Source organism: Methylobacterium sp. WL116 (genome assembly GCF_008039455.1).
Classification (GTDB): domain Bacteria; phylum Pseudomonadota; class Alphaproteobacteria; order Rhizobiales; family Beijerinckiaceae; genus Methylobacterium.
This window is the reverse complement of the sequence record NZ_VRUV01000022.1, coordinates 1-24,563: the sequence shown is the minus strand read 5'-3', so window position 1 is coordinate 24,563 and position 24,563 is coordinate 1. Positions and strand designations below refer to the sequence as shown.

General features: G+C 63.4%; 20 protein-coding genes and 2 pseudogenes. 5 read left to right on the top strand and 17 right to left on the bottom strand.

Annotated features, from left to right (window positions below; translation table 11 throughout):
* Positions 1 to 152: 152 nt before the first annotated feature.
* The 3 genes from bcsA to FV223_RS04060 all read right to left on the bottom strand — a co-directional run bounded on the left by bcsA (position 153) and on the right by FV223_RS04060 (position 6,751).
* A complete protein-coding gene (bcsA, locus tag FV223_RS04070) occupies positions 153 to 2,576 on the bottom strand; it encodes a UDP-forming cellulose synthase catalytic subunit (RefSeq protein ID WP_246689598.1) in 2,424 nt (807 codons plus the stop codon).
* A gap of 110 nt (positions 2,577 to 2,686) precedes the next feature.
* On the bottom strand, positions 2,687 to 3,439 hold the full coding sequence (bcsS, locus tag FV223_RS04065; protein WP_147725596.1) for a cellulose biosynthesis protein BcsS: 753 nt from the start codon (positions 3,437 to 3,439) through the stop codon (positions 2,687 to 2,689).
* An 855-nt stretch (positions 3,440 to 4,294) separates the two neighbouring features.
* Positions 4,295 to 6,751 (bottom strand): response regulator, encoded by a 2,457-nt coding sequence (locus FV223_RS04060; protein WP_147725595.1) that lies wholly within the window; start codon positions 6,749 to 6,751, stop codon positions 4,295 to 4,297.
* An 868-nt stretch (positions 6,752 to 7,619) separates the two neighbouring features.
* On the opposite strand from FV223_RS04060, the gene FV223_RS04055 reads away from it, so the two are divergent.
* Positions 7,620 to 8,888, top strand: a complete 1,269-nt coding sequence (locus tag FV223_RS04055) for an acyltransferase (RefSeq protein ID WP_147725594.1) — start codon at positions 7,620 to 7,622, stop codon at positions 8,886 to 8,888.
* 121 nt (positions 8,889 to 9,009) lie between these two features.
* Here the strand turns inward: FV223_RS04055 and FV223_RS04050 are convergent, their stop codons facing one another.
* The 7 genes and pseudogenes from FV223_RS04050 to FV223_RS04020 form a co-directional block, all read right to left on the bottom strand.
* The gene (locus tag FV223_RS04050; protein ID WP_147725593.1) at positions 9,010 to 9,294 is read right to left on the bottom strand and encodes a hypothetical protein; all 285 of its coding nucleotides are present in this window, start codon (positions 9,292 to 9,294) and stop codon (positions 9,010 to 9,012) included.
* A 381-nt stretch (positions 9,295 to 9,675) separates the two neighbouring features.
* Positions 9,676 to 10,644, bottom strand: a complete 969-nt coding sequence (locus FV223_RS04045) for a hypothetical protein (RefSeq protein ID WP_147725592.1) — start codon at positions 10,642 to 10,644, stop codon at positions 9,676 to 9,678.
* Between the two features lie 877 nt (positions 10,645 to 11,521).
* A pseudogene (locus FV223_RS31500) lies at positions 11,522 to 12,030 on the bottom strand (transposase); the annotation flags it as partial.
* Positions 12,031 to 12,082: 52 nt separating this feature from the next.
* Entirely contained in the window at positions 12,083 to 13,309 is a 1,227-nt protein-coding gene (locus FV223_RS04035; RefSeq protein ID WP_147725591.1) for a cupin domain-containing protein, read from the bottom strand.
* A gap of 127 nt (positions 13,310 to 13,436) precedes the next feature.
* Positions 13,437 to 13,877 carry a hypothetical protein gene (locus FV223_RS04030; protein WP_147725590.1) on the bottom strand — a complete coding sequence of 147 codons (441 nt, stop codon included), beginning with the start codon at positions 13,875 to 13,877 and terminating at the stop codon, positions 13,437 to 13,439.
* Between the two features lie 121 nt (positions 13,878 to 13,998).
* The gene (locus FV223_RS04025) at positions 13,999 to 14,775 is read right to left on the bottom strand and encodes a LysE family transporter (RefSeq protein ID WP_187276054.1); all 777 of its coding nucleotides are present in this window, start codon (positions 14,773 to 14,775) and stop codon (positions 13,999 to 14,001) included.
* 16 nt (positions 14,776 to 14,791) lie between these two features.
* Positions 14,792 to 14,995 (bottom strand): hypothetical protein, encoded by a 204-nt coding sequence (locus FV223_RS04020; RefSeq protein WP_147725588.1) that lies wholly within the window; start codon positions 14,993 to 14,995, stop codon positions 14,792 to 14,794.
* A 447-nt stretch (positions 14,996 to 15,442) separates the two neighbouring features.
* Between FV223_RS04020 and FV223_RS04015 the strand changes: the two genes are divergently transcribed.
* Positions 15,443 to 16,423, top strand: coding sequence for a helix-turn-helix transcriptional regulator (locus tag FV223_RS04015; RefSeq protein ID WP_147725587.1), 981 nt, complete (start codon positions 15,443 to 15,445; stop codon positions 16,421 to 16,423).
* Here the strand turns inward: FV223_RS04015 and FV223_RS04010 are convergent.
* The gene (locus FV223_RS04010) at positions 16,386 to 17,354 is read right to left on the bottom strand and encodes a PfkB family carbohydrate kinase (protein ID WP_147725586.1); all 969 of its coding nucleotides are present in this window, start codon (positions 17,352 to 17,354) and stop codon (positions 16,386 to 16,388) included. The genes FV223_RS04015 and FV223_RS04010 overlap by 38 nt on opposite strands.
* Before the next feature lie 53 nt (positions 17,355 to 17,407).
* Here FV223_RS04010 and FV223_RS04005 point away from each other — a divergent pair, with 53 nt between their 5' ends.
* A complete protein-coding gene (locus FV223_RS04005) occupies positions 17,408 to 18,217 on the top strand; it encodes a GntR family transcriptional regulator (protein ID WP_243946009.1) in 810 nt (269 codons plus the stop codon).
* Positions 18,218 to 18,342: 125 nt separating this feature from the next.
* On the opposite strand, the pseudogene FV223_RS04000 reads toward FV223_RS04005, so the two are convergent.
* From FV223_RS04000 to FV223_RS03980, 5 genes and pseudogenes are all read right to left on the bottom strand, one after another.
* Positions 18,343 to 18,627, bottom strand: a pseudogene (locus tag FV223_RS04000) (helix-turn-helix domain-containing protein); the annotation flags it as partial.
* Between the two features lie 275 nt (positions 18,628 to 18,902).
* Positions 18,903 to 19,538: an NAD(P)H-binding protein gene (locus FV223_RS03995; RefSeq protein WP_147725584.1), complete on the bottom strand. Its 636-nt coding sequence runs from the start codon at positions 19,536 to 19,538 to the stop codon at positions 18,903 to 18,905.
* 168 nt (positions 19,539 to 19,706) lie between these two features.
* Entirely contained in the window at positions 19,707 to 20,102 is a 396-nt protein-coding gene (locus FV223_RS03990; protein ID WP_147725583.1) for a DUF4149 domain-containing protein, read from the bottom strand.
* A gap of 128 nt (positions 20,103 to 20,230) precedes the next feature.
* Positions 20,231 to 20,509, bottom strand: a complete 279-nt coding sequence (locus FV223_RS03985) for a hypothetical protein (RefSeq protein WP_147725582.1) — start codon at positions 20,507 to 20,509, stop codon at positions 20,231 to 20,233.
* Between the two features lie 272 nt (positions 20,510 to 20,781).
* The gene (locus FV223_RS03980) at positions 20,782 to 21,156 is read right to left on the bottom strand and encodes a response regulator (protein WP_147725581.1); all 375 of its coding nucleotides are present in this window, start codon (positions 21,154 to 21,156) and stop codon (positions 20,782 to 20,784) included.
* 437 nt (positions 21,157 to 21,593) lie between these two features.
* Between FV223_RS03980 and FV223_RS03975 the strand changes: the two genes are divergently transcribed.
* Together FV223_RS03975 and FV223_RS03970 are read left to right on the top strand one after the other, a co-directional pair.
* Positions 21,594 to 22,064: a regulator gene (locus tag FV223_RS03975; protein ID WP_147725580.1), complete on the top strand. Its 471-nt coding sequence runs from the start codon at positions 21,594 to 21,596 to the stop codon at positions 22,062 to 22,064.
* A 366-nt stretch (positions 22,065 to 22,430) separates the two neighbouring features.
* Positions 22,431 to 23,708 (top strand): cation:proton antiporter, encoded by a 1,278-nt coding sequence (locus FV223_RS03970; RefSeq protein WP_147725579.1) that lies wholly within the window; start codon positions 22,431 to 22,433, stop codon positions 23,706 to 23,708.
* A 132-nt stretch (positions 23,709 to 23,840) separates the two neighbouring features.
* Here the strand turns inward: FV223_RS03970 and FV223_RS03965 are convergent, their stop codons facing one another.
* Positions 23,841 to 24,032: a helix-hairpin-helix domain-containing protein gene (locus FV223_RS03965; RefSeq protein WP_147725578.1), complete on the bottom strand. Its 192-nt coding sequence runs from the start codon at positions 24,030 to 24,032 to the stop codon at positions 23,841 to 23,843.
* Positions 24,033 to 24,563 lie beyond the last annotated feature (531 nt).

Sequence of the window (24,563 nt, the reverse complement as noted above, 5' to 3'; positions counted from 1 at the left end):
AGGGCGTGCGGGGCCCCGCGACCGAGGAAGCTCTGCGCCCCGGCGCAGGGGGCCAGGAGCAGGCCGGTCGCCAGCACCATCGCGGCCCGGAGGCAGCGGAGCGAACGCGCGGCGATCGCACGGGCGGGGGGGAGATCAATCTGAGCCATGTCTCAGCCGGCGCTTGGGTGGGGCGAGTCCGAATTGCGCCGGCGGTCGCGGACGAGCGCGGCGTTCTCGGCGTCCAGCATCATCTGGAGCCAGCCCGGCGTCGCATCCTCGACCTTCGGCACCGGCTTCGCGCTCCGGACGGTGATCTCCGACGATCCGACGTTGGCGGCCGGCTCCGCGCGGGCGCCGTCGACGAGCCGGCGATGCATCGTCACCGTGCGGGGGAGCGGCACCTCGACCTGGGGCGCCGCGGCGGGGACCGGTGCCGGGTTGCCCTTGAGCAAGTACGCCGCCGCGCGCACCGGGCCGACGACTCCCCACCAGACGAACTGCAGGATCCCGGCGAGGAGGTTCTTGTGACCGCGCCGGCGCTGCTGGAACCGGGCCATCGCGTCCGCGTCGCCGTACATGAGGTCGGCGAGGACGAAGTACGCCTCGGGCGGCAGGGTCTCGAAGTCGAGCCGCCACACGGATTCCTCGCCGGACGCCGTCATCGCCGTGAGCCGCACCGGGATCGCGGCCCGGACGGCCTCCGCGGACAACCCGTCGCGCGGCGGAACCGAAAGCAGGCCCGCGTTGGTGTCGGTGCTCCGCTGCATCGGAACCACGGCATCCATGCGGACTTGGCAGCCGGCGCTTGAGATGCGCTCGACGGCCACGTCGACCGCCATTCCGTTGAGGGTGAGGACGGCGCGGCGGTCGACGGCCAGCGACGGGCTGGTCTCGGTCTGGCGCCGCTCGGCCGCAACGCCCAGAGCGGCACCGGCGGTGATCAGGTTGAAGCCGTTCCACAGGCCGACCACGAGCATCAGGTTGGTGACGCCCGGTTCGAACAGGTAGCGATAGCTCGCCACGCAACAGCCCGTCAGCAGGACCGCGAACACCAGGAAGAAGGGCAGCGCCAGGGGGGAGAGCTGGTCGCGGTCCAGCGTCACGTTCTTGGCGGTCACCTTGAACTGGGGCCTACGCGGCGACAGGATCACCGCCGCCGTCGCCCGGATCAGGAACAGGCCCTGGACGTATTCGTACAGCTCCGACACGAACGGCCAGCGCACGCGGCCATAGAGATAGTTCTGCATCATCAAATTGACGAGGATGTAGGTCGCCGTATAGGCCACCGCCTCGTCCACGTTCGCGATGACGATCTTCATATCGAGGAAGATGTACAGCAGCGGCGCGATCATGAAGATCAGGCGCGGAATCGGGAAGAACCAGAACGTCATGCTCGACAGGTAGCACAGGCGCTGGATCGGCTTGAGGCCGCGCTTGAACATGGGGTTCTTCAGAAGCATGATCTGGAGCATGCCCTGGCACCAGCGCGAGCGCTGGCCGATGAAGTCCGAGAGCGTCGCCGGCTGAAGCCCGGCGATCAGCGTCTTGTCGACGTAGACGCTGGTCCAACCGCGCGAATGGAGCTCGAAGGCGGTCTCGCAATCCTCGGTGATGGTCACGCCCGAGAAGCCGCCGGCCTCCTCCAGGGCGGTCCGGCGAAGGAGCGCGGCCGAGCCGCAGAAGAACGAGCCGTTCCACTTGTCGAGGCCGCGCTGGCCGATCGCGTAGAACATCTCGTTCTCCGACGGCATGCGATCGAAGGTGGCGAGGTTCCGTTCCACCGGGTCGGGATTGAGGAAGGCGTGCGGCGTCTGCACGAGGAACAGCTTCGGATCCTCGGCGAAGTGGCCGACGGTGTCGCGCAGGAAGGAGCGGAACGGCACGTGGTCGGCGTCGAGCACCACCACGACCTCGCCGCCGGAATTCTGGAGACCGTTGTTGAGGTTGCCCGCTTTCGCGTGCAGGTTGCGCCGCCGGGTCAGGTAGGAGACGCCGAGCTCCGCACAGAGCGTCTGCAGGTCCGCCCTGCGCGTGCGCGCCTCCTGCGCGGCCGCCAGATCGGAATCGGTGCATTTCTGATCGGTCCCGCCGTCGTCCAGAAGCCAGACCGTGAGCTTGCCGGCCGGGTAATCGAGGGAGCGGGCTGCCGCCAGCGTCGTGGCGAGGATGTGCCGGTCCTCGTTGTAGCTCGGCACGAAGATGTCGACGGTCGGCAAGTCCGCATCGTCATCCGCCGGCACGAGGGCGCGCGTCAGCGGATCAGCGTTCACGATCAGGCTGACCATGAGGATGTAGAAGCAATAGACCTCGGCCAGCGCCAGCGTCACGCCCGCGGCGAAGCCGAACGGATCGGTCGTTGGCGGCAGCGTGCTCGACAGGCGCCAGTAGAGGTAGCGCAGCACGATGAGGCTGCCGACCGCCAGGAACACCGAACGCCCGACCTGGCCCCGCGCGAACAGCCAGAGGAGGATCATCAGACCGATCGCGCCGAGGCTCATCTCCAGCTGGATCGAGGTTCCAACCGGCTGTGCCAGCAAAAGCAGCACCACGGCAGCACTCACAAGCCAGACTGCACGCACGGGGACGGATGTCACGGGCTCGATTCCTCGAATCAAAGAATGTCGCGCATCGCGGAAGTCTCGGATGCAGGCACGGTTACTGCCGGATTGCGGCGCTCAACGGTTGTCTTTCGGCCGGAGGTTCATCAGAAGGCTGCTCGACCTTCGACGCTGGTGTAATAACCACCCTTTTGGATCCGATCATATGCGTAGCCGGCGCCAACGGAGAACTTCATTGGCCCGATGGTGAATCCGGTAAGATGAGCGCCCAATCGCCACTGGTTGAAGAACGCATCACCCAGCAGCGTCGCCTCCGGGCCGACGAAGACACCATCGGCCACGGCAAAACCCGCCCGCATGCGGACATAGTAGGCGCTGAACAGCGTCGAATAAGAGGCGTTGGCGGCGAACAGAGTGTTCGCCGTCGGATTGAGATAGAGATCGGCGGCGACCTTCGCGCCGATGCCGGTTCCGAGCACGGGATTGTTCGGATCGATGACGGACAGCGAATTGCTGCGGATGTTCACGCCGACGTAACCGGCGAGCGCGGCCTGCTGCCAGATCCATTCATAGCCCAGCATGGCGGTGCCCTCCTCCTGCTCGCCGCGCACGGTGCGGCCGGTGGAGGACGGATAGGAATACGTACCGGCCACGCCCTGCAGCCGGATGCGCGGACCGCTCTCGTTGAGCGGGGTCACGGGCGCGATCGTCGCGGTGACGACACCGAACGCCGAGCTGTTCGAGGTCACGGTGGCTGCGGAGTCGATCGCGACGATGTAGTCGTCCTGCACGGATTCCCGTTCCGCGCCGGTGTACCAGTCGGCCGCCGCGACGACGTTCGGCGTAGCCAACGTCGCAATTGCTCCGAAGACACAGAGACCAGCGCGAATCTTCGTCATGATGTCGTCCGAGGGTGCAGGCGGATCATCGCGGCGCGCCGATGTCCCGCGGCACAAAGAGCTTCATAAGGATTTAAAGATGGTTAACGCCCAATATCTGGGACCTCTAAATGTGCTTTGATTATTCAACCATTGGTTGTAGTGGCGATATATTGCCCAGATCTGCAGTCTAAATTTGCTGACTTTGTAGGCTTTCTGCGCGGATCACGCTGCTGAATTGAGGCCGTGCTGCCGATAGAATGTCTCAGGCGATCAGGTGCAACGTTTCAGACGGGAAGCTGTCGGTAAGTCAATCTTCGAGCTGGAAGACGCACAGGTAAGACCTGCCCGGAGATCCGGAACCAAGAGGTGGCGACACCGGTCGCAATCGACTCCGTGACATCGGTGCGCTCGTCGGCGGTGACGACGCCGATAGAAGGTTGGACGCCGATCCGGACGGGCTCACGATCCAAAGCTCCGCCGGCAATACGCTATGTCGCCCCCCCTGATCGACGAGAGAGGGACGATGTTTCCTTCCGGCTGGTCCGCGACAGGATGCGCGTCGCGAATCTGCGCCGGCCGGGCAGGACGCCCTGTGGCCTTTTTCCTACACGTAGGAAATCCCGTGCAACACGGCGCTTCGACGCGGCGAAGCGGAGATCAAAGACCCTCCAGGCGCTCGATCAATGAGCGGGCGTGAAAAGGATCGATCGCCTTCATTCGGCGCGATAGATCGACGTCGTCAGGAACCGAAGACCGTGCAGCCCGCCGCAACGCGGAGCTGTGTTCCGGTCGAAAGACGGACAACTCCAGATCAGCGCAAGCGATCGGGACGTCGACTTCGAGCGAACCGGCGTCCCCGTGCCCGGTCAGGCATCACGCAGCATCGGCGCGGCGCGACGGCTTGGTCGCGCCGGCGAGGGCATCGACGAGATCCTGCGAGCTGAACGGCTTGCGCAGTGTTTGGACCGCAGCGTCGCCCCGGAGAGGGATCGCGTCGGGTGCCATCAGCACGATGGCTGTCGCCGGATGCGTGCGCGACACGACGTCGGCCAGAAAGACCCCGTCCACCGCCGGCATCGCATGCGCGCACAGCAGGACGGCGTAGGCGCGGGACCCGGCGAGAGCCTCGCTCGCCTCCTCCGTCGACGCCACGGGCGTCACCGCATAGCCGCGACCGATCAGGCTCTCGGCCGTCGAGGCGCGAAGGACGGCATCGGGCTCGACGAGCAGGACCTGTTCCGCCTCACGGGCGGGATCGGATGGCACAAGGCTCTCCCGTGCGATCGGGAACGTCAGGGTGATGGTGATGCCCGCGTTCGCAGTCGCGACGCCGATGGCCCCACCGATCGCGTCCATCTGGCCCTGGACCGCGGCGATGCCACGATCGGCCCGGAAGCCGTCCGGGGCCGAGAATCGGGCCCGCAGGCCGATCTGGGCGTCGCCGTGATCAGACGCCTCCTCGACCGAAAGCGTCACGATCGCATCGGTCAGGAGGGAGGCGCGTGCATCGCTGGCGACGTTGAGCAGGGCGACTTCCAATTCGCGAATGCCGCATGCGAGCTCCGGCAGGGTGCCCGCCCACGGCGTCAGCACGAGCCCGGGCAAGATCGCCGCGCGGATGAAGTCGACGGTCTCGGTCACGACGCGCGCGGCGTCGCCGTTCTGCACGACCGGGCTGTCGGGCTGGACGAGGGCCAACATGCGCTTCAAGAGTGCGGAACCACGGGCGACATCGCGCCGTGCGGTCTCCATCGCGTTGTCATCCGCGAAGGCGGCATCGTTTTCGATGTCGCGCAGGTCGGCCCAGATCGCGTCGAGGGCGCTGCCGATGTCGTGCGCGATCCCCGCGACGATCGCCTGTGCCGGGAAGGCGGCCGGTGGTTCACCGACCTCCGCCAGCACGGCCCCCGGCGCGACGGATCCGGTGGACGGCGCGGGAAGGGCGACCTGGGCGATCTCACGCGTCAAGGCGTGGAGACGGACCGGTTGCCCGTTGAGCGCGACGGCGGTGAGGCGCAGGACCAGGCGGCGGCCAGCGCTGTCTTCGGGACCGGCGAGAGAACGAATGACCGCCTCTCGGATGGAGCCGGGCTCCTCGCATACGGCGCGCATCGTGTTCTTGAGCAGCGCGCGGTCGTCGACCTCGATCCGCGCGAGCATCTCCTCGAGCGTACACGCCCGCTCGGCGGCATTCTCGACCGCGGCGGCCGCGCCGTCTGCCCAGGTCACCTGCCCGTTCCGCAGGTCGACCTCCCAACTCGTGAAGCCCCCGAGCAGCCTCGCCGAGCGGACGCGGTCGCGGCTGCGTGCCAGGGCTCCCCGGGACTCCCCGAGCAGGCGTTCCCGTCCCTGGCTTCGCCCGATGCAGGCGCCGACGGCATCGGCCAGGTTGGCGAGATCGGCCGTGGGCACATCACGACGGAGCAGATCCACCCGGTCCTGACGGGCCGCGTCGGCGATCCGTTGCACGTTGCGGCCGAGCCGTCCCCCGACCGCGCCGCCGATATAAGCCGCGCCGAGGGCCGCCGCGGCGAGGGCGAGGAACGTGGCGGGGCCTGCGCCCGCGGCGTCCTCGACGAGATCGCGCTGTTTGACCGAAACGATCCACCCGAGCCCGGCGCCTTCGGCGATGGCTGCGGTGGCCTCATGGGTTCGACCCACCTGCGCCAAGCCGGTCGACCGGTGAAGCGTACGCCCGCCGGCATTCATGACTTGAATGGCGGAGTCGCGTGCCGCACCCCCGAGGTTGCGGCGCAGGGCGGCGACCACCTCCTGGATCCAGTCCGGCTTGAGCTGGACCGCGAGGACACCGATCTCCGTTGTGCCGCCGGCGCGAACGGGCGCGCCGATGATCACGTTCGGCGGGACGTCGCCGCCCGTGCGGGTGCGATCGCTCGCGTCGCCGATCACGATCCCGGATATGCCGCGCGAAAACCAGGTCGTCCCGGACACGTCGGCGCCGGCGAGCGACCCGCTCGCGGTGACCAGCACGCGACCGCTCCTGTCGGCGACGAGGATGTCGGCATATCCCGGATGAAGAGCACGCCAGCGTCCGAGGACTTGCTGGACCGTCGTCCCGTTCCCCTCGCGCCCGAGCACCGTGTTTTCCGCAGCAAGGCCGACATCACGCCCGACCGTCGCCAATTCCTCGCTCAGCCTGTCGGAAATCAGGTTCGCCGTACGACGGACGTCCGCTCCGCTCCTGCGCGCAGTCTCCGCAGCATCTTCAGAGCCGACGAGCAGCACGCAGGCACCGCCGGCAAGCACCGCGACCACGAGGATCGCGGCCAGCAGGACCCGAAGCGAAATCGATCGTCCCATATGCATCATCTGCGCCCAAAGAGGCTTGTCGCCATCCGGTCAAGCAGATCAGCAATTCGATAGACATGGTTAAAAAACGGTTAATGATCTACCATATCTGAGAAAATAGGCCTTTCGACATAAGCTTCGATTGGCGCCCCTCTGGGTTGCAAAGTTGCGGCAGCAATCCGGTCCATCGCGGCGACGATGGCCGAATCCCTTTTCTGCCGATTTAATCCGGCAGCCCGAACGATGAGTGGATCAATTCACCCTCGGCAGGATCGCGATACCGAAATGTGAAGGCCAAGCCCATGCTGATCAGAGGATCATCGCGTGACATCGCCGGCCTCGCGTGGATGGCCAGAGGTGGACCGGCAGGCGAGATCCGAGTGACGCCGTAGGACCTGGCGAGCATTCTCAGCGCTCTCTTCATGAGACGGAATCAGGTGACTGATTGGCTCCGTCGGGGCGGCACTTCCATGGGAACCTGGCACAGAACGCGGCCTTCGCAGCGCAGCATTTCCAAACATTATCAGAGTCTTGAATAAAATCATGTCGCGCGCGCAGAGGCTTGGGTTCTCACCGCGTCGCCGCAGCCTTGATCAAGCGCCGGCTCTTGCTTGATCGGACATCTCGACGACGATTGTGAAACCCTCGGACGTGGCGTCGAACCAAAAGACAAACCTCTTCGAGCCGGTGAACCAAGCTGAGAGACGGCTGCTCCCGACAATCTGCTCGGCGGCAATTTCGCGCCAGTTTCCATTCGGCTCCGAAGCGCGGACCTACAACCAAAGCGCTCCCCCAAATCGCCATTGAGCCCGCAGATGATCCGTACGACAACACCCGCAACGAGATAAGAGCTATTCCAAAAGGGCATGTGAGGAAGGCGAATATTGTCATGCCGGATAGGACTGCAAACAATCTTGCGACGGATAGCGATCTCGCCAACATCGATGCGGGATTACCACAGCGCTTGCATGCTCTCGACGCGGTTCGTGGCCTTGCAGCGGCCATCGTGCTCAATCATCACTGCCTTACGATCATTCCCGCTTACAGCGACTATTTCTACTCCGACTGGACAACGGAAGCGAGATCCGTCACGGAATATATCCTGTTCTATACCCCGGCGAGGATTTTTTGGTCGGGCTATGAAGCGGTCACGCTCTTCTATGTCCTGAGTGGCCTGGTGCTGGCTTTGCCTTGGATCGATGGACACCCTCCGCAGTATCGCGCATTCTTGGTCAAGCGCATCTCCCGAATTTATCTTCCGTATGTTGCGATCATTTCGATTGCGGCCGTTGCAGTCTATTTTCTTCAACCGATTTTTTATATTTCCGGGGGCAGCAATTGGATCAATACCGTAACGTGGTCGGCACCTGTTACGATCGAAAACCTCGTGCAGCATGCACTGATGCTGGGGCAGACGAACTTCCGCCTCAACGGAGCTGTTTATTCCCTTGTTTGGGAAATGCGTGTCTCGCTCCTGTTTCCTCTGCTTATGATACCCATGATCTCATGGAAATGGAGAGCATCATTAATTCTTATCCTGGGATGCTTTCTCATCGTAGCAGCAATACACGTCGTCCTCAGATCCGTGCCTGAGACTTCATTGACAGGAACCATTTTGTGGGAACTCCAACATACTGCCTATTACACGATATTTTTTGTCATCGGCGCCTCGATGGCCCTCAATCTGGATAGAATCCGGCGGTTCTTCGAGACGACCTCAAAATACCACGCTGGCGAGTTCGTGATGTGTGCCGGCCTGCTGATGGTTCAAACTCATTGGTCGCAGACACACGCCTTTCACAATATTGGCGTCGCAACCGGATCGGTTTTCGTCATATCCGCAGCACTCGCGCCAGGTCGGATCGAACGCTTTTTATTGGCTCCGCCGCTACAATTCCTGGGAGGGATTTCATACAGCGTCTACCTCGTGCAAGTGCCAATCCTGGCGGCCGTCACGTTTTTTCTCCAAAACGTCCTTCCCCTTTGGTCCATGATAATTATTGTCTATCCCTTAGTATTGACGAGTGGCTGGGCCTTTCATGTTCTGATTGCCGAACCGTGCGCGCGGCTTGGAAAGCGCATCACGAGGCTGCAACAGCAAAATCCGCAACGTCCGATATCGATCAAACAAATTGCGTCGAGTCGCGTCCAATCATGAAGCGACGGCCGAATCGTTTTGTATCCTGCGGCATTGCTGCTGTTTCGACATCCTAGCGGTGTGAAGCGGGCGGATGCTCGCCGGATGGCGGTTCAGGGATTTTGGACGGTACGGGCAGCCGTCACGTCCGCCCGCGTCTGTTCAGCCGCGCGCAGCGCCGCCTTTTACGGGTAATGCCTTGCCTGGCGAAGATTCGAGCCAGCGCGCCTGTGCTGGTTGCCACGCCCTGCACGGCCCGGGCATCGCGCAGTTCGTCCAGACAGATCGCAGGATGCGCTTCGTAAGTTGCTTGGATCGGATCGGCTTGGACCTCGATGGCCTGCGAGCGCCGATCGCTGCGCTGCGCCCACGATGCGATCTGTCCCTCCTCCCGCACGCGCTTCGCCCAGCGGCTGGCACGCGACACGCTGACTTCGAAGCGGGCGGCGGAGCCATGGCAGGTCGCGCCTCCCCGTCAGGGTCTCAACAACCCGCTCGCGCAGATTGATCAACAGGGATGACGGCATCGGAAACGCTCCTCAGCCCATCAACGCCTTACCCAAAAACCCTCCGCCAACCGACGGGGCGTAGATCTCAGCCCCAGCAGGCAACGACAAATAAAACCGGTTATCGATGGGCATATTTCTATATCCCAAGATCGAACACGCCGTATTATATTTCTACTCCATCTGAAAGATAAATAATATCGTTGAAAGCACTGACTTGACCTTAAGTATCGAATCAATAATTTCACAGATAGTTTTGTTAGACGGTGCTTGATTGTTAATAATTTTAATTAGGAACGATCTCAGTCTATTGGAGATTTGTAATAAAAATCAACTGCGCTGTTCGGAAAGTATGATATCCTTAAGTCTTGGCGATAACGATGTCGCGTTGTGTATTTCGATTCTCGATCCCGAATTGGGTTGGGATCACTTCCAAGCACGAATTTTCCATTGGGCGATCGGCTGAAAAGTCTCGCAAGCATTTCGAGAACGAGAAATGATCCGCAGCCCCTGACGTTATCATCCGAAGCGCCGTCCATGTAGAAATCCAAAGCACCGAACTGGATCCCGCTAAAGGTCGCCTTATTCGATTTATTGATTTGCAATCTAGCGCTATACGAATTGCTTCCAGAACTCAGCAATCGAGTAAGGTACATCCTTATCATCCCATAAGGACTGCACTTGACCGTCTTTCTTCGATACATCTTGTATCGACTGAGTATCAGAGACGGAATATGGTGTATGAATTTTATACCAGTCTTTATTTCTATATCATAATTTTGAGTATTTTCTGCAAAATATTTAATGTTCCTTCGGATGTTGTTGCTAACGTTTTTTACATAATGATTCCATGTTGGCCATTGAGAAAAATCCACCGTTTCGACGACATGGTCATGGACTTCGATAATATAAGCTCCTCGAATACACTCAATCTCGCCTTCGCGCGGATCTTCTAGATTGAAACGTGACCCATAAACGTATCGTCCGTCACCCAGAGCTTCAAGAGCCATTCTCATAGCCTCACTCCAAAGATGCTCATGACCTTGAAGGAGACAAATTCCCGGGTGAAACTTTAGGTTCCTAAAACCTTTTGTGATCAAAAATTGGCCGATTTTCTTTTTCGTTCCTGATTCATCGTTGGTCAAAATATCAAATCTTTGAATACGAAAAACTCCCTGCTCCAATGCTGCCGTGACTCGTGCGTGCCGAATGGTTGCCTGATAGGTCGCCCCGCACGCCATTGCGAACTCGTCGAACAGATCTTCAGTCACGGTTGATTTTACAACAAAAATGTCAGGTTTTTTATTATAGACTCTATGGTACATATCGCACCTCATTTATCGATTTACATGCGATCGACTAAACTGCTACAGCGGTTGACAGCTTAATAGATCCTTGATAATAAGTCGCACTCCTGAAGCCCAATTTTCAGCTCAATAGTTTTGGTAAAATTATTTTTAGCTGACGCTGGAACTGTGTCGAATCTTTTGATGTGCTAGAATGCGTTCAAATACGCGCCCAATACAGTATTAACAACCAAAGCAAACAGGCTATTTGTAGATTGCTTGGCTCGTTGGTGGATTTCCAGATCCGCAATCGGAGCGCTCTTTGTGGGATGCCTTCAATTTTCCCGTTGAGGTATAACGCAATCTTCAGAGCGGCGTAAACAGTTTAAGGCATCTTCGCAGTGAACTAACGCCGCATGGAGATCTCGGATTTGCCCTTTCATAGGGGGGCAGCTTCGTCAATCACCCGACGCCATTAATGCAGGAAAGGCTCGAATGAAGCATCCAGGGTTTACGATCTGATTGAACCATACTTGCATCTGTCGGAGAACGGCGACCCGCGGGTGAAGCTCGCTTCCTGGATAAGATTCGAAATTTGGCCTGTCCCCTGAATGTCCATCTTCCTCAAGGTATGGCTTTAAGCCATGCGGAAGCGAATTTGCACCCACGGCTGCCGCTCGGCCGAACGGGACGCAGATCGGGAAGTTGACGTCCCAGGTATAGGGCAAATTAGGCTCGTTCGATGCATGCGTCATCGACTCGTGCAACGAGACTTCGTCCCGACGCGAGAAAATGGTTCGCTCAGAGAAAACGCTGACGAAGACCGTCAATCCTTCATGTTGTCTCAGCTCTGGAGCTTGGTGGCTTGCATGGCCTCCGCCAGCCGCCCGACCGGGGCGCAGTCGTCGGCGTCGGCGGGCGTGACGCGCAGGGCCAGAAGGTGGCCAAGCGTCTCGACGGCCAAGCGGATCTGGAGCTTTTCTTGCGCTTGGCTTCATCGTAGCCGGCCCGCGCGCCACTCTCGAGCATCGAGCGCAGGGTCCGGCCGTCGAGAATGGCGGCACTTGGTTCTGAATTGGGGCCGGTGACGAGGCGCGGCAGCGTACGGGATTCGTCGGCGAGTTGCTCGAAGCAGCCGGCCGCCAGCCAGCGCCGCGCTTGCTCGTAGACGGCTTACCAAAGTGGCAGATCGTGGGGCATCCACCGCCACGGTGCCCCTTGTCTTCATCACGTGGCGCAGGCCGTCGAACACCTCGCGCAAGCCGTGCTCGCCTTGCCCCGCATCTTCACGCAACAGCGTCGGTACGAGACGACCAGCGCCCATTCGTCATCGGAGACATCGGATGGGTAGGATCTGCGTGAAGAGGTCATGCCCCTTCATCTGGTATTTCCGAATGACGGTCCATAACAGCCTCCAGACACTCTAAGCTGCTGCTATGATGACAGATTTCTTGCGCGGGAGTTTCGCGAACGCCTCGTCGGGAAGGCCGAGATTATTGGCCAGAAGATGTGCCGGGACACGTTGCACCCAGTCCGACAGCGACGTTTCCTGATAGGACCCGCTGTCGAGCACGCCTACGACTTCGCATTCCTCCTTGCCGATATTCTGCACCGTGTGACCACACCCGCGTGGCAAGTAAGCACAATCTCCGGCGGAAAGTTCGGCGACAGAGAGCCGCTTGTCCGGGGCAAAGAGCGTCACGCGCGTCCGTCCGCGAGAAACGTAATGCCATTCATTTGCGTTTGGATGCCAGTGCGGCTCGTGCAGAGCGCCGGGCTGGAGCCTCAACAACATACCCGTCATGCCCGCGGACATTGGATATTCTTCGGCAGAGGCAATCGCCAGCGATCCGCCGTCCGAGCTCGTCTGGGGACCGGCTGCCAGCATCGGGTATCGGTGCGTGCGGGATCGGCTGAGCACCTTGGTGGCCCGGGATTGCGGCCCGTCGAGAGGCATCAGAGCGCCCTGACGAATATAGACCTCGCCGGATGGGATGCCTGCGATCGAGTCCTCGGGCATCCCGAAGACCTGCGCCATCATCGCAGGGTCTAGCCGGCTCGCCCAATCGCTGAGACCGAAGGTTCCATGCTCTCCATAGAGACCGTCGTTGAAGGCGAGAATGGCGTGGCAGGGTTCAGCCCCCAGGGTCTGAATGGCGTGGCTGTGACCTTTTGGGAAATACCACAGGTCGCCCGGCCCATAATTCGCGACCTCCATCTCCCCGCTCGGGTCCACCACGGTCACTTGGCAGCGACCGGCAAGGATATACGCCCATTCATCCGACGTGTGCCAATGCATCTCGCGGACGCCGCCAGCGTTGAGATAAAGATGTGCTCCGGCGATGTCCGTTGCGATAGGAAGTATTCTCGCTGTCACGTCTCGCGCCCAGCCGCCCGATGTCGCTTTGAGCAAGCCTTTGTCGAGCGAGGTCGTGAAACTGACGGCATCGCCCACCTTGCGTGGGATCGTCGATGCGAATTTTGAAGCAGGGGCCACATCGTACCCGGCCGCATGTCCGTCTGCTTCGGCGGCCGACGAAGTCCGCACTGAGAGCGCACCGGCCGCCAGAGTGATGCCGCCGAGGATCGCCCGACGTGTGCCGTCCACCATCGCCAAGAATCCCTTCGACAACCAGGAGAGGAGAATCACGGTATTTCAAGCATTCGATCTATATGATTGGCTTATTCGCGCAAGTGATTGTCTTGATTTATGAGTACCTCAACTCAAATATTGATCACTGTTCGCGAATAATAATGCAAATTGAATGACAGAATTACTATCTCGCCATCCCGTTTTTTGTATTGGATCGATTGCAGCGGTCCATCGCCGCAAGTGCGACCTCGATACCCGAAACGTCGAAATCAGCATCTCCCTCGGGAAACCGCACGAAAACCGTCCGGCTCAGCGACAGCTTGCGGACTTCCCTGTCGAGTATACGACAGTACAGGATCGTCCCCTTGCCGATCCAGGTTGGGACGGGGCTGATCGTTTCGTTTCCGGTGATCAGATCTGATTTAAGACTTTCACCCTCGGACCAATTCCATCTTTCATAAGACAGCATGAATACGATTTGCCCGTCCGATCTCGTAATCCCGACCGAATTTTGAGCTCCCCCGTCCGTCATGTCGCGATAGGAATGGGTCATTTGACAGGGAAGCGGATCGTTGTTTCGAAGTGTCTTATTGATGTCCCAGCCTTCGACGGTTTCGATGAACATCTCCTCCCGTGAAGCGACGGGAGCCGAAGACAGCAACAACCCTGCGGACAATATCAATGCAATATTGTGACAATATTGAAATTGCATGTCCATCATTCCGAATCGTAACGGGGACGCCGACCTAGGGTGCGTTCCACGACCCGGCCATAGAGCGGGCGGAGGATGTCGTGACGGGTGGCGAGGGTGTCGCTGTCGCCCGGTCGGTTCCGCGCGGCCCCTCGGCACCGATCGGAGGGCCGGCCGATCGTGTTCCGTCCCTGGGCGGACCGTCCAAAAGGCCCACCCAGCGGCCGTCCAACCCCCGAGCCAGCAGGCTCAACGCGAGGACGGCGAGGAGGAGGCCGGCGGCCTTGTTCATCCGGCCGAGAACATGATTGGTGACACAGCGCCGGAACAGGGACACGGCGGTGTTGAGCACGACCCACCAGCTGAACGAGCCCAGGAAGACGCCGACCGCCAGCGCCGGAAGCGGCGCGGCCGCGCGCGCGAGGAGGGCCGGCATGGCGGCCAGGAACAGCACAGGGGTGATGGGATTCGCCAGGGCCAGCACGACCGCGCTGCCGTAGCTCGCGGCGAGGGTGTGGCGGCGCTCGCCGCTCACGTGCAGGACCGAAACGCTGCGAAGCACCCGGATTGCGAGGCCGAGCAGCACCGTCCCCGAGACGAGGGAGAGCACGGCCCCGTTCGAGAACGCCGCCGCCAAGTCCGCGCTCCAGCGCACCATCAGCCCCCCGTATGTCAGATGCACGGTGGCGACGCCGAGCCCGGTGGCGACGCCCGTCGGCAGGCCCCCTGCCAGCGTGCGCTGGACGCAAAGCAAGCTCGTCGGCCCGATCGGCGCGGCGATAGTCAGCCCAAGGCTCGCGCCGGCGAGCAGGGCCGTGGCGATGACGCCCATGGCGGCGGCACTGCGTTCAGTCGTCTTCCCGGCGGTCGAGGGGCGAGGCCACCGCCCGGGGCTCGGGCGCGGCATTGTCGGCGTCCGGGCACCCGATTTGCGCGCGCTCCAGGGCCGAGGATGCTTGGGCGCAGGCGATGTCCGGCATGTCGTTCAACTCGTCGGCCCGGATCCCGGTGCAGGACAAGACGACGATGAGGCTGGCGACGATTGTTCTCATGGCTGATCCTTCCGCGAGCCGACAATCTAGGGATGGTTGAACCCCGAGCATCCTCCGTCTGGCGGATGGCACCGCCTGCGCCGCCGCAGGCCCGCCGCGGACGTCTCGGCCGAACAGGAAAGCTCCGCCACGTCAGGCCTTTGCACGGCTTCGCCCACGACGCTGGACGCCGCGTCGTCGCCGCCCCCGGCGGGGCGACGCACCGGCGAACCTGCCGGAAGCCGGCTCGCGTCGCCGTCCCGCGCCGCCGGCATCATCCGTTTGAGGGATACCGCCGTCGATTTTGGACTGATATTGGTCTTATCGCGATCAGCGGGATCACCGTGGGGCGTGCTGATGCGGGAAGCTCTCATCGACCGGATCTACGAGGCTGCAGGCACTCCCGAGCTCTGGCCGGAGGTCCTTCAATCTCTTGGCGATACGGCGAACTCGGATGGCGCCGTGCTCATGGTGCTGCCCCCCGTCGGAATGCCCCGATGGATCGCCTCACCGACTTTGGAGCAGCGCCTGCGTCATCACACGACCACGGCTTCCTGGCGCGGCAGCGGGCGCACGGCGCAGTGGCGCACCCTGGCTCATGCGGGCTTCATGCGCGACGTCGACCTCGTGCCGGGCTCCCATGACGGGCGGCCCTGCGAGGTCGACGCGCCGTTCTGGCAGGTGGGGACGACGATTCCCCTGGCGACCGGCGACGTCGCGATCATCACCGCCGAACGCCGGGCCCGGACCGGCCCCCATGAGGCCGCCATCCTGCCTCGGCTCGACGCCCTGCGGCCCCATCTCGCGCGTGCGTGCCAGCTCGGCGCCCAGTTCGGCTGCGAGCGCACCCGCGTCGCCACCATGACGCTCAACCAGATCGGGCTTCCCGCGGCGGTCCTGTCGGCCTCGGGGCGGGTGCTGACCATGAATGCCCGCATGCAGGAGCGGGAGGAGGTCTTGCCCCCGGGCCAGCACGGCGGCCTGCTGTTCAAGAGCCTGATCAACAGCAAGCTGCTGCAGGATGCGATCGGCAACGTCGTCGGCGGCCGGCATGCGACGCAGAGCATGCCGGTGCGCGGCTATTCCGACCACCGCCCTCAGATCGCTCACGTCATGCGCCTGGACCGGCACCCCGGCGACGTCTTCGGTGCCTCGGCGGTGCTGCTCGTCCTCGTGCACGTCGGCGCGTGGGCCGTTCCGGACGACGGCCTCCTGAACCTGCTGTTCGACCTCACCCCGGCGGAAGCGCGCCTGCTCCAGGCGCTGGCCGGGGGCTCGCGCCTGCAGAGCTACGCCGAGAGCGTCGGCGTCCAGACAAGCACTGTCCGCACCCAGCTCACCTCGATCTTCAACAAGACCGGGACCAAGCGGCAGGCGGAGCTGCTGAGCATCGTCGCCTCGCTCTCGTTGTTCAGCGGGCAGACGGCGCCGTGCCTGGATGCGGCGTGAGGCGAGGTCCGGCTTCGTCCAGGAAGGCGGCCAACGCCTGCGCGGTCGGAAAGGCGTCGAAGGCCCCGAACCGGCAGGTCGTGAGCGCGCCGCAGGCCGCGGCCTGCCGCAGGGTCGCGTCGAGGGGCTGTTGTGCGAGCAGGCCCGCCATCAGCCCGGCCGCGAAGGCGTCCCCCGCCCCGACCGTATCGACCGCCGTCACGGCGAAGGCCGGCTGGCGCAGGGGCGGCACTCCGCGGCGGAACGCGATCGCGCCGCACTGCCCCAGGGTCACCACCAGGAGCTCGAGGCCGCCGTCCAGCAGGGCGGCGATGGCCGGCGTTGCGGCCCGGGCCGCAGCAATGGCGTCGGGAGCGCCGAGGCCCAGATCGGCCGCCTCCACCGCATTGACGACGAGGATCGCAGTGTCGGCCAGGATCGCCGGGTCGAGGGCACGCACCGGCGAGGGATTAAGCAGGGTGGGAAGACCCCGCGTCCGAGCCAGGGCGAAGGCCTCGCGGATGGGGGCGTCCGGCGATTCGAACGTCGCCGCCACGAGGTCCGCCTGCCCGACGCGGGCGGCCGCGGCTCGGACATCCTCCGCAGCGAGGGCGAGGTTGGCGCCGAGGGAGACCGCCAGGCAGTTCTCGCCGGCTGCATCGACGAAGGCGACGCCGGCGCCCGTCGAGCCGGCATGCGGCACCAGCATGGCCTCGGAGAACCCGACCTGCGCGAAGGTCGCGCGGACCACCGGGGAGAACACGTCCGTGCCCACGGCAAACAGCCCGTCAACCGTGACGCCGAGCCGGTGCGCGGCGAACGCGAGGTTGAAGCCCTTGCCACCGGGCTCGGCCACGAAGGCCGAGCCGTCGAGGGACTCGCCCGCCTGCGGCAGCCGCGCGACCTTGACCGAGCAGGCGATCACGAAGCTTCCGATGACAAAGACACGCATGGAGCGCTCCGAGCCGATCCGATATAAGCCTCTGTACCGGAGGTCGATCGGACGTGCGCCCCAAAAATCGGACGATGCAGGGGGAGGTCGACCGGGACATCGCGAGCGGCGAGCGTCCCTCGGTGCTGTCTCTGTTGCGCCTGCGCGGCGACACCGCGATGCCGCTCTACCGGCAGATCGAGGGCCAGCTGCGCGAGCTGATCCTCTCGGGCTCGCTGCCGCCGGGCGTCATCCTGCCGGCCGAGCGCCAGCTCGCCGACAGCCTCGGGGTCAGCCGCGTCACGGTCCAGCGCGCCTATGCCGAGCTCAGCGACGACGAGTTTCTCGTGCCGCGCGGGCGCTCCGGCTTCCTCGTGCGCCGTCCCCCCGAGCCCGTGCGCCCGGGCATGGACCGGCTCAAGGGCTTCACGGAGGAGATGCGGGAGCTGGGGAAGATCCCGTCCTCGCGCATCCTGGAGCGGACGGTCACCGAGGACCGCTCGATCGCCTCGATCTTCGGCCTCCCCTCGACGGCCCCGTTCCTGCGCCTGACGCGCGTCCGGTCGGGCGACGGCGTGCCGATGTCGCGCGAGGTCGCCTGGTACAACATCCGCGCGGTGCCCGCCCTCGAGACCGGCGACCTTTCCGGCTCGGTCTACGCGTTCCTGGGCGAGCATCCGGGCGGCCGCCTCGTGCGCTGCGAGCAGACGGTGGAGGCGACCATGCCGACGGCGGACGAATGCGAGATCTTCGCCTTCGAACGGCCCCTCCCGTGCCTGCTGATCAAGCGCCACAGCTACAACCAGGACTCGGTCATGATCGAGTACGTCGAGGGCTTGTTCCGGGGCGATGCCTATCGCTACCGGCTGAATCTGAGCGCGTAGCGATTGAGATCCGACGTCTGATCCCTCCTCGCGTAGACTGCTTCGAATGGATGAACCCATCTGCTTGGGTTGGATGGATAGGAGCTTCGATGCTTACGGCTTTGGCTCGAAGGTCCGTGCCTGCTTTACCGATCAGCGCGCAGTGACTCGCCGGCTCCGGCCGGCCCCGAAGCTACTCCGCCGGTGGTTCTGCCCAGTCGGCGGACCTGGGACGGAGTCAGGGCGAAGCGCTTGCGGAAGGTCCGATTGACATAGGACAGCTCTCCGAAAGCGACATCGAAGGTGATCGCACTCACTGGGCGGGTATCCTCGGCCTCGATGAGGCGCTGCATGGCGCGGTTGAGGCGTCGGTCGAGGACGAAGCCCGACAAGGTCTGGCCCTCCGCTTGGAACATCGGCTGGACTTGGCGGCTGGAGACGCGCTGGGCCTGTGTGCCACTGTCGCCAGGCTGAGGTCCGGATTGCCAAGGCCTTGCCGCCGCGTTGGAAGGGCGCCAGCGAGGCGCGGATGGCCTCGGCGGGCGCGAGGTCCGAGACCGGCAAGAGGACGTAGACGGAGGCGAACATGACGAGTCGACCTAGGCCTCGGGCGGGAGCCGCGCCGCTCCGAGGGTAACGCATGCCGCGTCACGGCATCCGATACGGGTCACGGAATTTTTGGATGCCTGAGTCCGGCCGTGGTCGATCAGCCGATCAGGACGACGGCCTTTCGCACGTAGGTCGGCTGGTCGACCTGCCCGACGATGAAGTGGGCGACGTCGGCCCGCGCGATCAGGCCGTTCCGCCACTTTGAGGGCTCGGTGAGAACCTTGTAGCGGCCGGTCGCCGATCCGGGCGTGAGAACCCCTGGCCGAACGAACGTCCAGTCGAGGTCGCTCTTGCGGATGCGCATCTCCTGCGCATCCTTGTCGTCGTAGGCGCGACCGAAGACGAGGCGGAACGGGACGCGCTGAAGCAGGCCGATGGAGTCTCTGCTATCGCCCGTGCCGAAGCCGGTGACGGCGACAAGGCGCTTGACCCCGGCTTTCTCCATAGCCAGTACCAGCATGTTGGTCGCGTCCGAGAACAGCGTCACCGGGCCGAGCAGATCCTTGACCGGCACCCCGAGCGCCTGGACGACGACGTCAACGCCGTCGACAGCGGCGGCGACATCTCCAGCCTTCAGCGCGTCACCCGTGAAACGCTCCAGACCCGTACCGGACAGGGTCATGGTCGTGGCCGAACGCGCGAAAGCCCGGACGCGATGTCCGGCCGCGAGCGACGCTTTCACGGTCTCCAGGCCGATACCTTTGCTGGCGCCGATGACGAGGACGTGGGCCATGGTCGTTTCCCGGTTGGTTGAATGCGCGACGAGACCCAATCAACCGCGGACGCGCCATGCGGTCGCTTGACCAGCCTCTCTACGGTTCGGTGATCGAGCTGTCCTGAAAGCCCGAGATCTCGTTGGCATGCCCCCGGGCATTGCAGGTATGCCCCTGATCGGACGCGGCTAGGCGGAAAGTCTCAGGATTACTGCGGAGGACCCAACGATGTGAGCCAGGGTCACCAGGACCGATCCGGTATGAAGGATGCCGAAGCGAGCGCGATTACCCATGTCGGTCGCGCCATTGATGGCCGGCATGAGTATCTGGCGCGCGAGGAGCGCCGTGACGGCGATCAGTCCCAGTATGAGTGCCGATGCCCTATCGGTGGTGGCTGTCAGCGCCGCGCCACCGAGGGCGCACACCATGACGAAGATGTAGAAATGCGGGAAGGCGCGGCGCAGCAGTGCGCCTGCCGCGTCGGCGGGCAGCGCGCTGAACAGAAACGAAGCGAAACCGAACGAGTACAGGACCATCCCGCCGAACAGGAGGGCCGTCACGAGAATAGCCGCTTGCGTGAGCATCGGTTCCAAACCTCAATGGCTTTCAGATCGCCCTCGTGGGCGGCATCTGTTTCGCTCGGCTGATAGCCGTCCCCTGCGTCCTGAAACGCCTCTCCGCTTCACGCGCGAGGTCAGGGGATGGTCGGCACTCAGATCGAGTCTTCCGATGCCTGCTTGGCACAGGCCCTGAACACATCGCCGATCGCCAAGTCGGCATGCGCATTCATGCTCGCGGCGTCGTTGAGGCAGGACAGCACATCCTTGCGCGGAGCAGCTATTGCGCTGGATTTCTCCAGTTGCTGCAGCAGACGATCACGGTCCGCACCCGTTGCGGCACTCCAGTCCCGCAGGGTGTCCTGCGGTTGCAAGGCCAAGGCTGGCGTCGCGATCGATCCCAGCATCAAAATCATGAAAGCGCGAACCGGCATCTTGGATTTCCCCCCATCAAGGTGGTCCTGGAATAGTCGCCGGCTACTTGTTCGCATCGCCTCGAAGGGCTTGGTGAACGAGCACAACGGCGATGGTCCGCGTCGGCAACCGTGTTTTTTGCTTGCACCCACTGGTAGAAAGGCCCGAGTTGCCGTGGACCTCCCCGGACAGCGGACCCTGTTCCAGGTCGCGCCGCCCTTGCTTGCATCACGCCTTTGCCCATGGCCTTGTCGACGAGGGGCTTGGCACCGACCTTGACGTTGAGGGCGCCCTACTTGGCGTCCGCGACGGCCTCCACGACATCCCGCGTGCTGTAGGGCTTGGACACGAAGTGGCCGTGATCGGGGACCTCCTCATCCGCCAAGCGTTGTCGCCCGGAGGTCAGGACCAGTCGGATATCCGGCCACGAGGCGTAGACGCGCTCCGCCAACGTCTTGCCGCACATCGAGCCGGGCATGTCGATGTCGGTGAACAGCACCCCGACATCCGAGCGCCGTTCGAGGATTTCCCAAGCCTCATCGGCGTTGCCAGCCTCGATCACCGTCAGGCCTGCGTCCTCAAGCATCTCGGCGGCGCATAGGCGAACGCGATCGTCGTCCTCGACCACGAGGATCACTGAGGCATCCAAGGGGCGCTTCGCGGACATGGGCGATCAACGAGCCATCCTTACGTTTGTTGCAGTCGAGGCATCCCTGGGCTGAAGCGTCGCGCATGCCGGCCTCGCCCTGAAGAGATCGGGGAAAGCGCGACCGGAGCGGGGACGACCTTGGCGGGTTATGTCCCGGGACCGCGCCTGGCGCCTCGGCCCGGACGACCAAGTCACGGAGGGCGACAAGTGCCAGACGGAAATCCGCAACTTCATCGAGGCCATGGCAGTCCCGAGGCGGAACGAGAGGCGCTGACCGGAGGCCCATGTCAGGGACGGACGTGATCGCCCGGTGACGTCGGACGCATGACGGATCGGCGAAAAAGCCGCGTATCGATTCATCGCGGAGGACGTTGCGTCTAAGTCGAACCATCCGAAGCAGCTGAAAACAGCGCGTCCGCCGAGTGCGGCGGGATGGGGGAACGGAAGGAAACAAAATGTCCAAGCATACGTTCGACGAAACCAACATTACCTGGCGGACCCTGGACTGGCTGCCGTACATCGCCTTCTTCGTCTACAAGGTCGACGAGGAGAACCGCATCGTCGACGTCGTGTTCAAGTTCGCCGCCAACCAGCGGGTGATGCTGCACCGGCACAAGAGCTCGTACGTGACGCTGGTGATGCAAGGTGAGTTGAGGTTCTATCGCGAGGACGGAACCCTGAAGGAGACCCGTCCGACGGGCAGCTACGTCTCGGGCGTCGCGAACGCCGACCCCCACATGGAGGGTGGCGGCGACGAGGATGCGATCGTCTTCTTCAGCAACCGCAATATCGAGGATGCGCTCTACGAGTTTCTCGACGATGCGGGCAATCCCGTTCAGGTCCTCGGCATCGCGGACTTCAAGGCGCAGCTCCAAGAGCAGATCGCGACCGGCACCTTCGCAAAGGTCGCCGCGCGAGCAGCATGACCCCAGCGAGCGCCGGGAAAGCGAGCTGCATTCCCGGCGAGGCAGCGTTCCAAACCGCGAAAAACCGATGGCTCAACCGCAACTGCGCGGGGCTGGAGCGTCGTAGCGAGGGCGTGGTTCCGCCACCGCGCGGCTGCGACGTTCGGCCTTCTGCCCTGCCGTCAGCTTGTCCTTGTCGGCGACGCTCGGTCTGTGCCGCTCGCCTTGCAGATGGGCTTGGAGGCCCGCTCTCTCGCGAATTCGAACCGCTCCCCGCGGACGACGGTCGGAAGTCGACGATAGTCTTGTGGTGGCCCCGCAGGTCGCCAGGGTCGCAGAGGGGCCGGTGTCGGGAACGTGACCGCACCTGGGACGGTTCGCCCTGAGATGGAAACCTATGTCCTCGTCGTCGCCGGGTTCGGTGTCCTGGTGCTTCTGACGGCATGGCTGCCGATGGTGCTTCGGGTCCTGCCCCTGTCCTTGCCGATCTGCTGCGTCGGCATCGGTGCCGCCCTGTCGCTCGTCCCTGCCATCGGCGAGCTCACCCCGCATCCCGGCACGCACCCCACGCTCGTCGAGCACGCGACCGAGGCGGTGGTCGTCATCTCGCTGATGGGAGCTGGTCTGAAGATCGACCGTTTCATCGGCTGGAAGCGCTGGTCGATGACTTGGCGTCTGCTCGGCATCGGCATGCCGCTCACCATCCTGGCCCTGACCCTCCTTGGGTCGGCCCTGCTCGGGTTGGGCGCCGCGGGAGCCCTGCTTCTCGCCTCGGCGCTGGCACCCACCGACCCGGTGCTCGCTTCCGACGTCCAAGTCGGAGAGCCTGCCGAGGACAACGAGGACGAGCCCCGCTTCGCCCTGACCTCCGAGGCCGGCCTCAACGACGGGCTCGCCTTCCCCTTCGTGAACCTCGCCATCGCCCTTGCGGGGACGAGTGGCTTTGCCGGCGTACCCTGGTCACACTGGTTCGCGGTCGACGTCCTCTGGAAGATCCTCGTCGGCGCCGTCCTCGGCGCGCTGATCGGGCGGGCCTTGGGATGGTTGACCTTCCATCTGCCCAACGTCTCGAAGCTGTCCCGGACCGGCGACGGTTTCGTCGCCCTCGGGGTGACCTGCATCGCCTATGGCTGCGTCCAGGCCGTCGACGGTTACGGCTTCGTGGGCGTCTTCGCGGCGGCCCTGGCCCTGCGCGCCTCCAGCCACGGGCATGACTATCACCGCAAGATGCACAGCTATGCCGAGGAGCTCGAGCGCCTGCTGATGATGGTGCTTCTCGTGGGCTTCGGAGCCATGCTGGCCGCCGGAGGGCTGCTCCAGGCCCTCACATGGACAGCGGCCGCCTTCGCCTTGATCGCGATACTGGTCGTTCGCCCCCTCGCGTGCTGGCTCGGTCTTCTCGGTAGCGGTCGATCCCGCGAGGATCGTGCGGTGGTCAGCTTCTTCGGCATCCGCGGCCTCGGGACGGTCTACTACCTGTCCTTCGCCATGGGCCACGCGACGTTCGCACAGGCGGACCTTCTCTGGGCCACGGCCAGCCTGACCGTGCTGATCTCCATCCTCATGCATGGGGTCTCGGTCACGCCGGTCCTGCGAGCGCTGGATCGGCGGATGGGACGGGATACGGAAAGCGCGCAGCTCGACCTGACCCTGTCCCACCCCTGAGACGCGGGTACCAGAGAAGGTTCCGGACGCCAGAGCATTTTGCGTGATCCCTGGATCACGGAAAATTCTCTATCTTGTTGTGGAATCGCATTTTCTTCCCGCGAGCCGCGCTCCACCTCGCTCGAGAATGCTCTAGGTCTTGCCGACATCGACGTCGCGCTCGACGCCGCCCGTCTTGCCACTGAGACCTGGCACCTCGTCGAGCTGCCGCAGACTGGTGAAACGGCCACGCTCCTCGCGGTACCGCACGATCTCGAAGCCGTGGCCCCTCAACGCCGCTACGGTGTCGAGTTCCTCGGCGGTCGCGGTGTTCAGGTCGATCATCTCACGCCTTTCTGTGGAATTGGGAAAGCCGGAAGGGGAGCCATGGGTTTCAGGCTCGGGTGACGCACCGGTCCCGATCCCGAGGTCGAGAGAGGCCGTTCGAATCGGCCGAAACCACCGGCAGGATCTGCATCACGTCCCCATGCTCCGCGGGCTGGCTGCTCGCGCCGGGACGGGAGATGTCCATGGCCACATCGGCGTGCGTTCGTCCGCCGGGTCGGCACGACGCCGGGCGGATACCGGCGCCAGCAGGCGGGGACCTGACCGACGGCCTTGAAAGGCTTGTCCGGGCGACGGGTCGGAGAGGCCGCCCTCGGCCGAGCACCGCATCGCGCGTGGCCCTTGGACCAGTCACAACCGCCTCGCCCCACGCAACGTCTTCGCGCCGCGTGCGCGTCACCTGTCTAGTGGTTGAGCCCTGACGGTTGAGTCCGTGTGGGGTTTCGGTTTGCGCCCCATCCTGCGAGTCTGGCGGGATGCGCAGTGGCATCTCTTTCACGCTCTCCACCTCGGATCGCCTTCGGCTCGAAG

Excerpts from the sequence above, each read along its gene's own strand:
- FV223_RS04060 (WP_147725595.1), bottom strand. The coding sequence starts at position 6,751 with ATGATGCATATGGGACGATCGATTTCGCTTCGGGTCCTGCTGGCCGCG.
- FV223_RS03965 (WP_147725578.1), bottom strand. The coding sequence starts at position 24,032 with ATGATCGACCTGAACACCGCGACCGCCGAGGAACTCGACACCGTAGCG.
- FV223_RS03995 (WP_147725584.1), bottom strand. The coding sequence starts at position 19,538 with ATGGCCCACGTCCTCGTCATCGGCGCCAGCAAAGGTATCGGCCTGGAG.
- FV223_RS04015 (WP_147725587.1), top strand. The coding sequence starts at position 15,443 with ATGGTGCTGCCCCCCGTCGGAATGCCCCGATGGATCGCCTCACCGACT.
- FV223_RS03990 (WP_147725583.1), bottom strand. The coding sequence starts at position 20,102 with ATGCTCACGCAAGCGGCTATTCTCGTGACGGCCCTCCTGTTCGGCGGG.
- bcsS (WP_147725596.1), bottom strand. The coding sequence starts at position 3,439 with ATGACGAAGATTCGCGCTGGTCTCTGTGTCTTCGGAGCAATTGCGACG.
- FV223_RS04025 (WP_187276054.1), bottom strand. The coding sequence starts at position 14,775 with ATGGGCGTCATCGCCACGGCCCTGCTCGCCGGCGCGAGCCTTGGGCTG.
- FV223_RS04030 (WP_147725590.1), bottom strand. The coding sequence starts at position 13,877 with ATGTTCATCGAAACCGTCGAAGGCTGGGACATCAATAAGACACTTCGA.
- FV223_RS04055 (WP_147725594.1), top strand. The coding sequence starts at position 7,620 with ATGCCGGATAGGACTGCAAACAATCTTGCGACGGATAGCGATCTCGCC.
- FV223_RS04010 (WP_147725586.1), bottom strand. The coding sequence starts at position 17,354 with ATGCGTGTCTTTGTCATCGGAAGCTTCGTGATCGCCTGCTCGGTCAAG.
- FV223_RS03975 (WP_147725580.1), top strand. The coding sequence starts at position 21,594 with ATGTCCAAGCATACGTTCGACGAAACCAACATTACCTGGCGGACCCTG.
- FV223_RS03985 (WP_147725582.1), bottom strand. The coding sequence starts at position 20,509 with ATGCCGGTTCGCGCTTTCATGATTTTGATGCTGGGATCGATCGCGACG.
- FV223_RS03980 (WP_147725581.1), bottom strand. The coding sequence starts at position 21,156 with ATGTCCGCGAAGCGCCCCTTGGATGCCTCAGTGATCCTCGTGGTCGAG.
- FV223_RS03970 (WP_147725579.1), top strand. The coding sequence starts at position 22,431 with ATGGAAACCTATGTCCTCGTCGTCGCCGGGTTCGGTGTCCTGGTGCTT.
- FV223_RS04020 (WP_147725588.1), bottom strand. The coding sequence starts at position 14,995 with ATGAGAACAATCGTCGCCAGCCTCATCGTCGTCTTGTCCTGCACCGGG.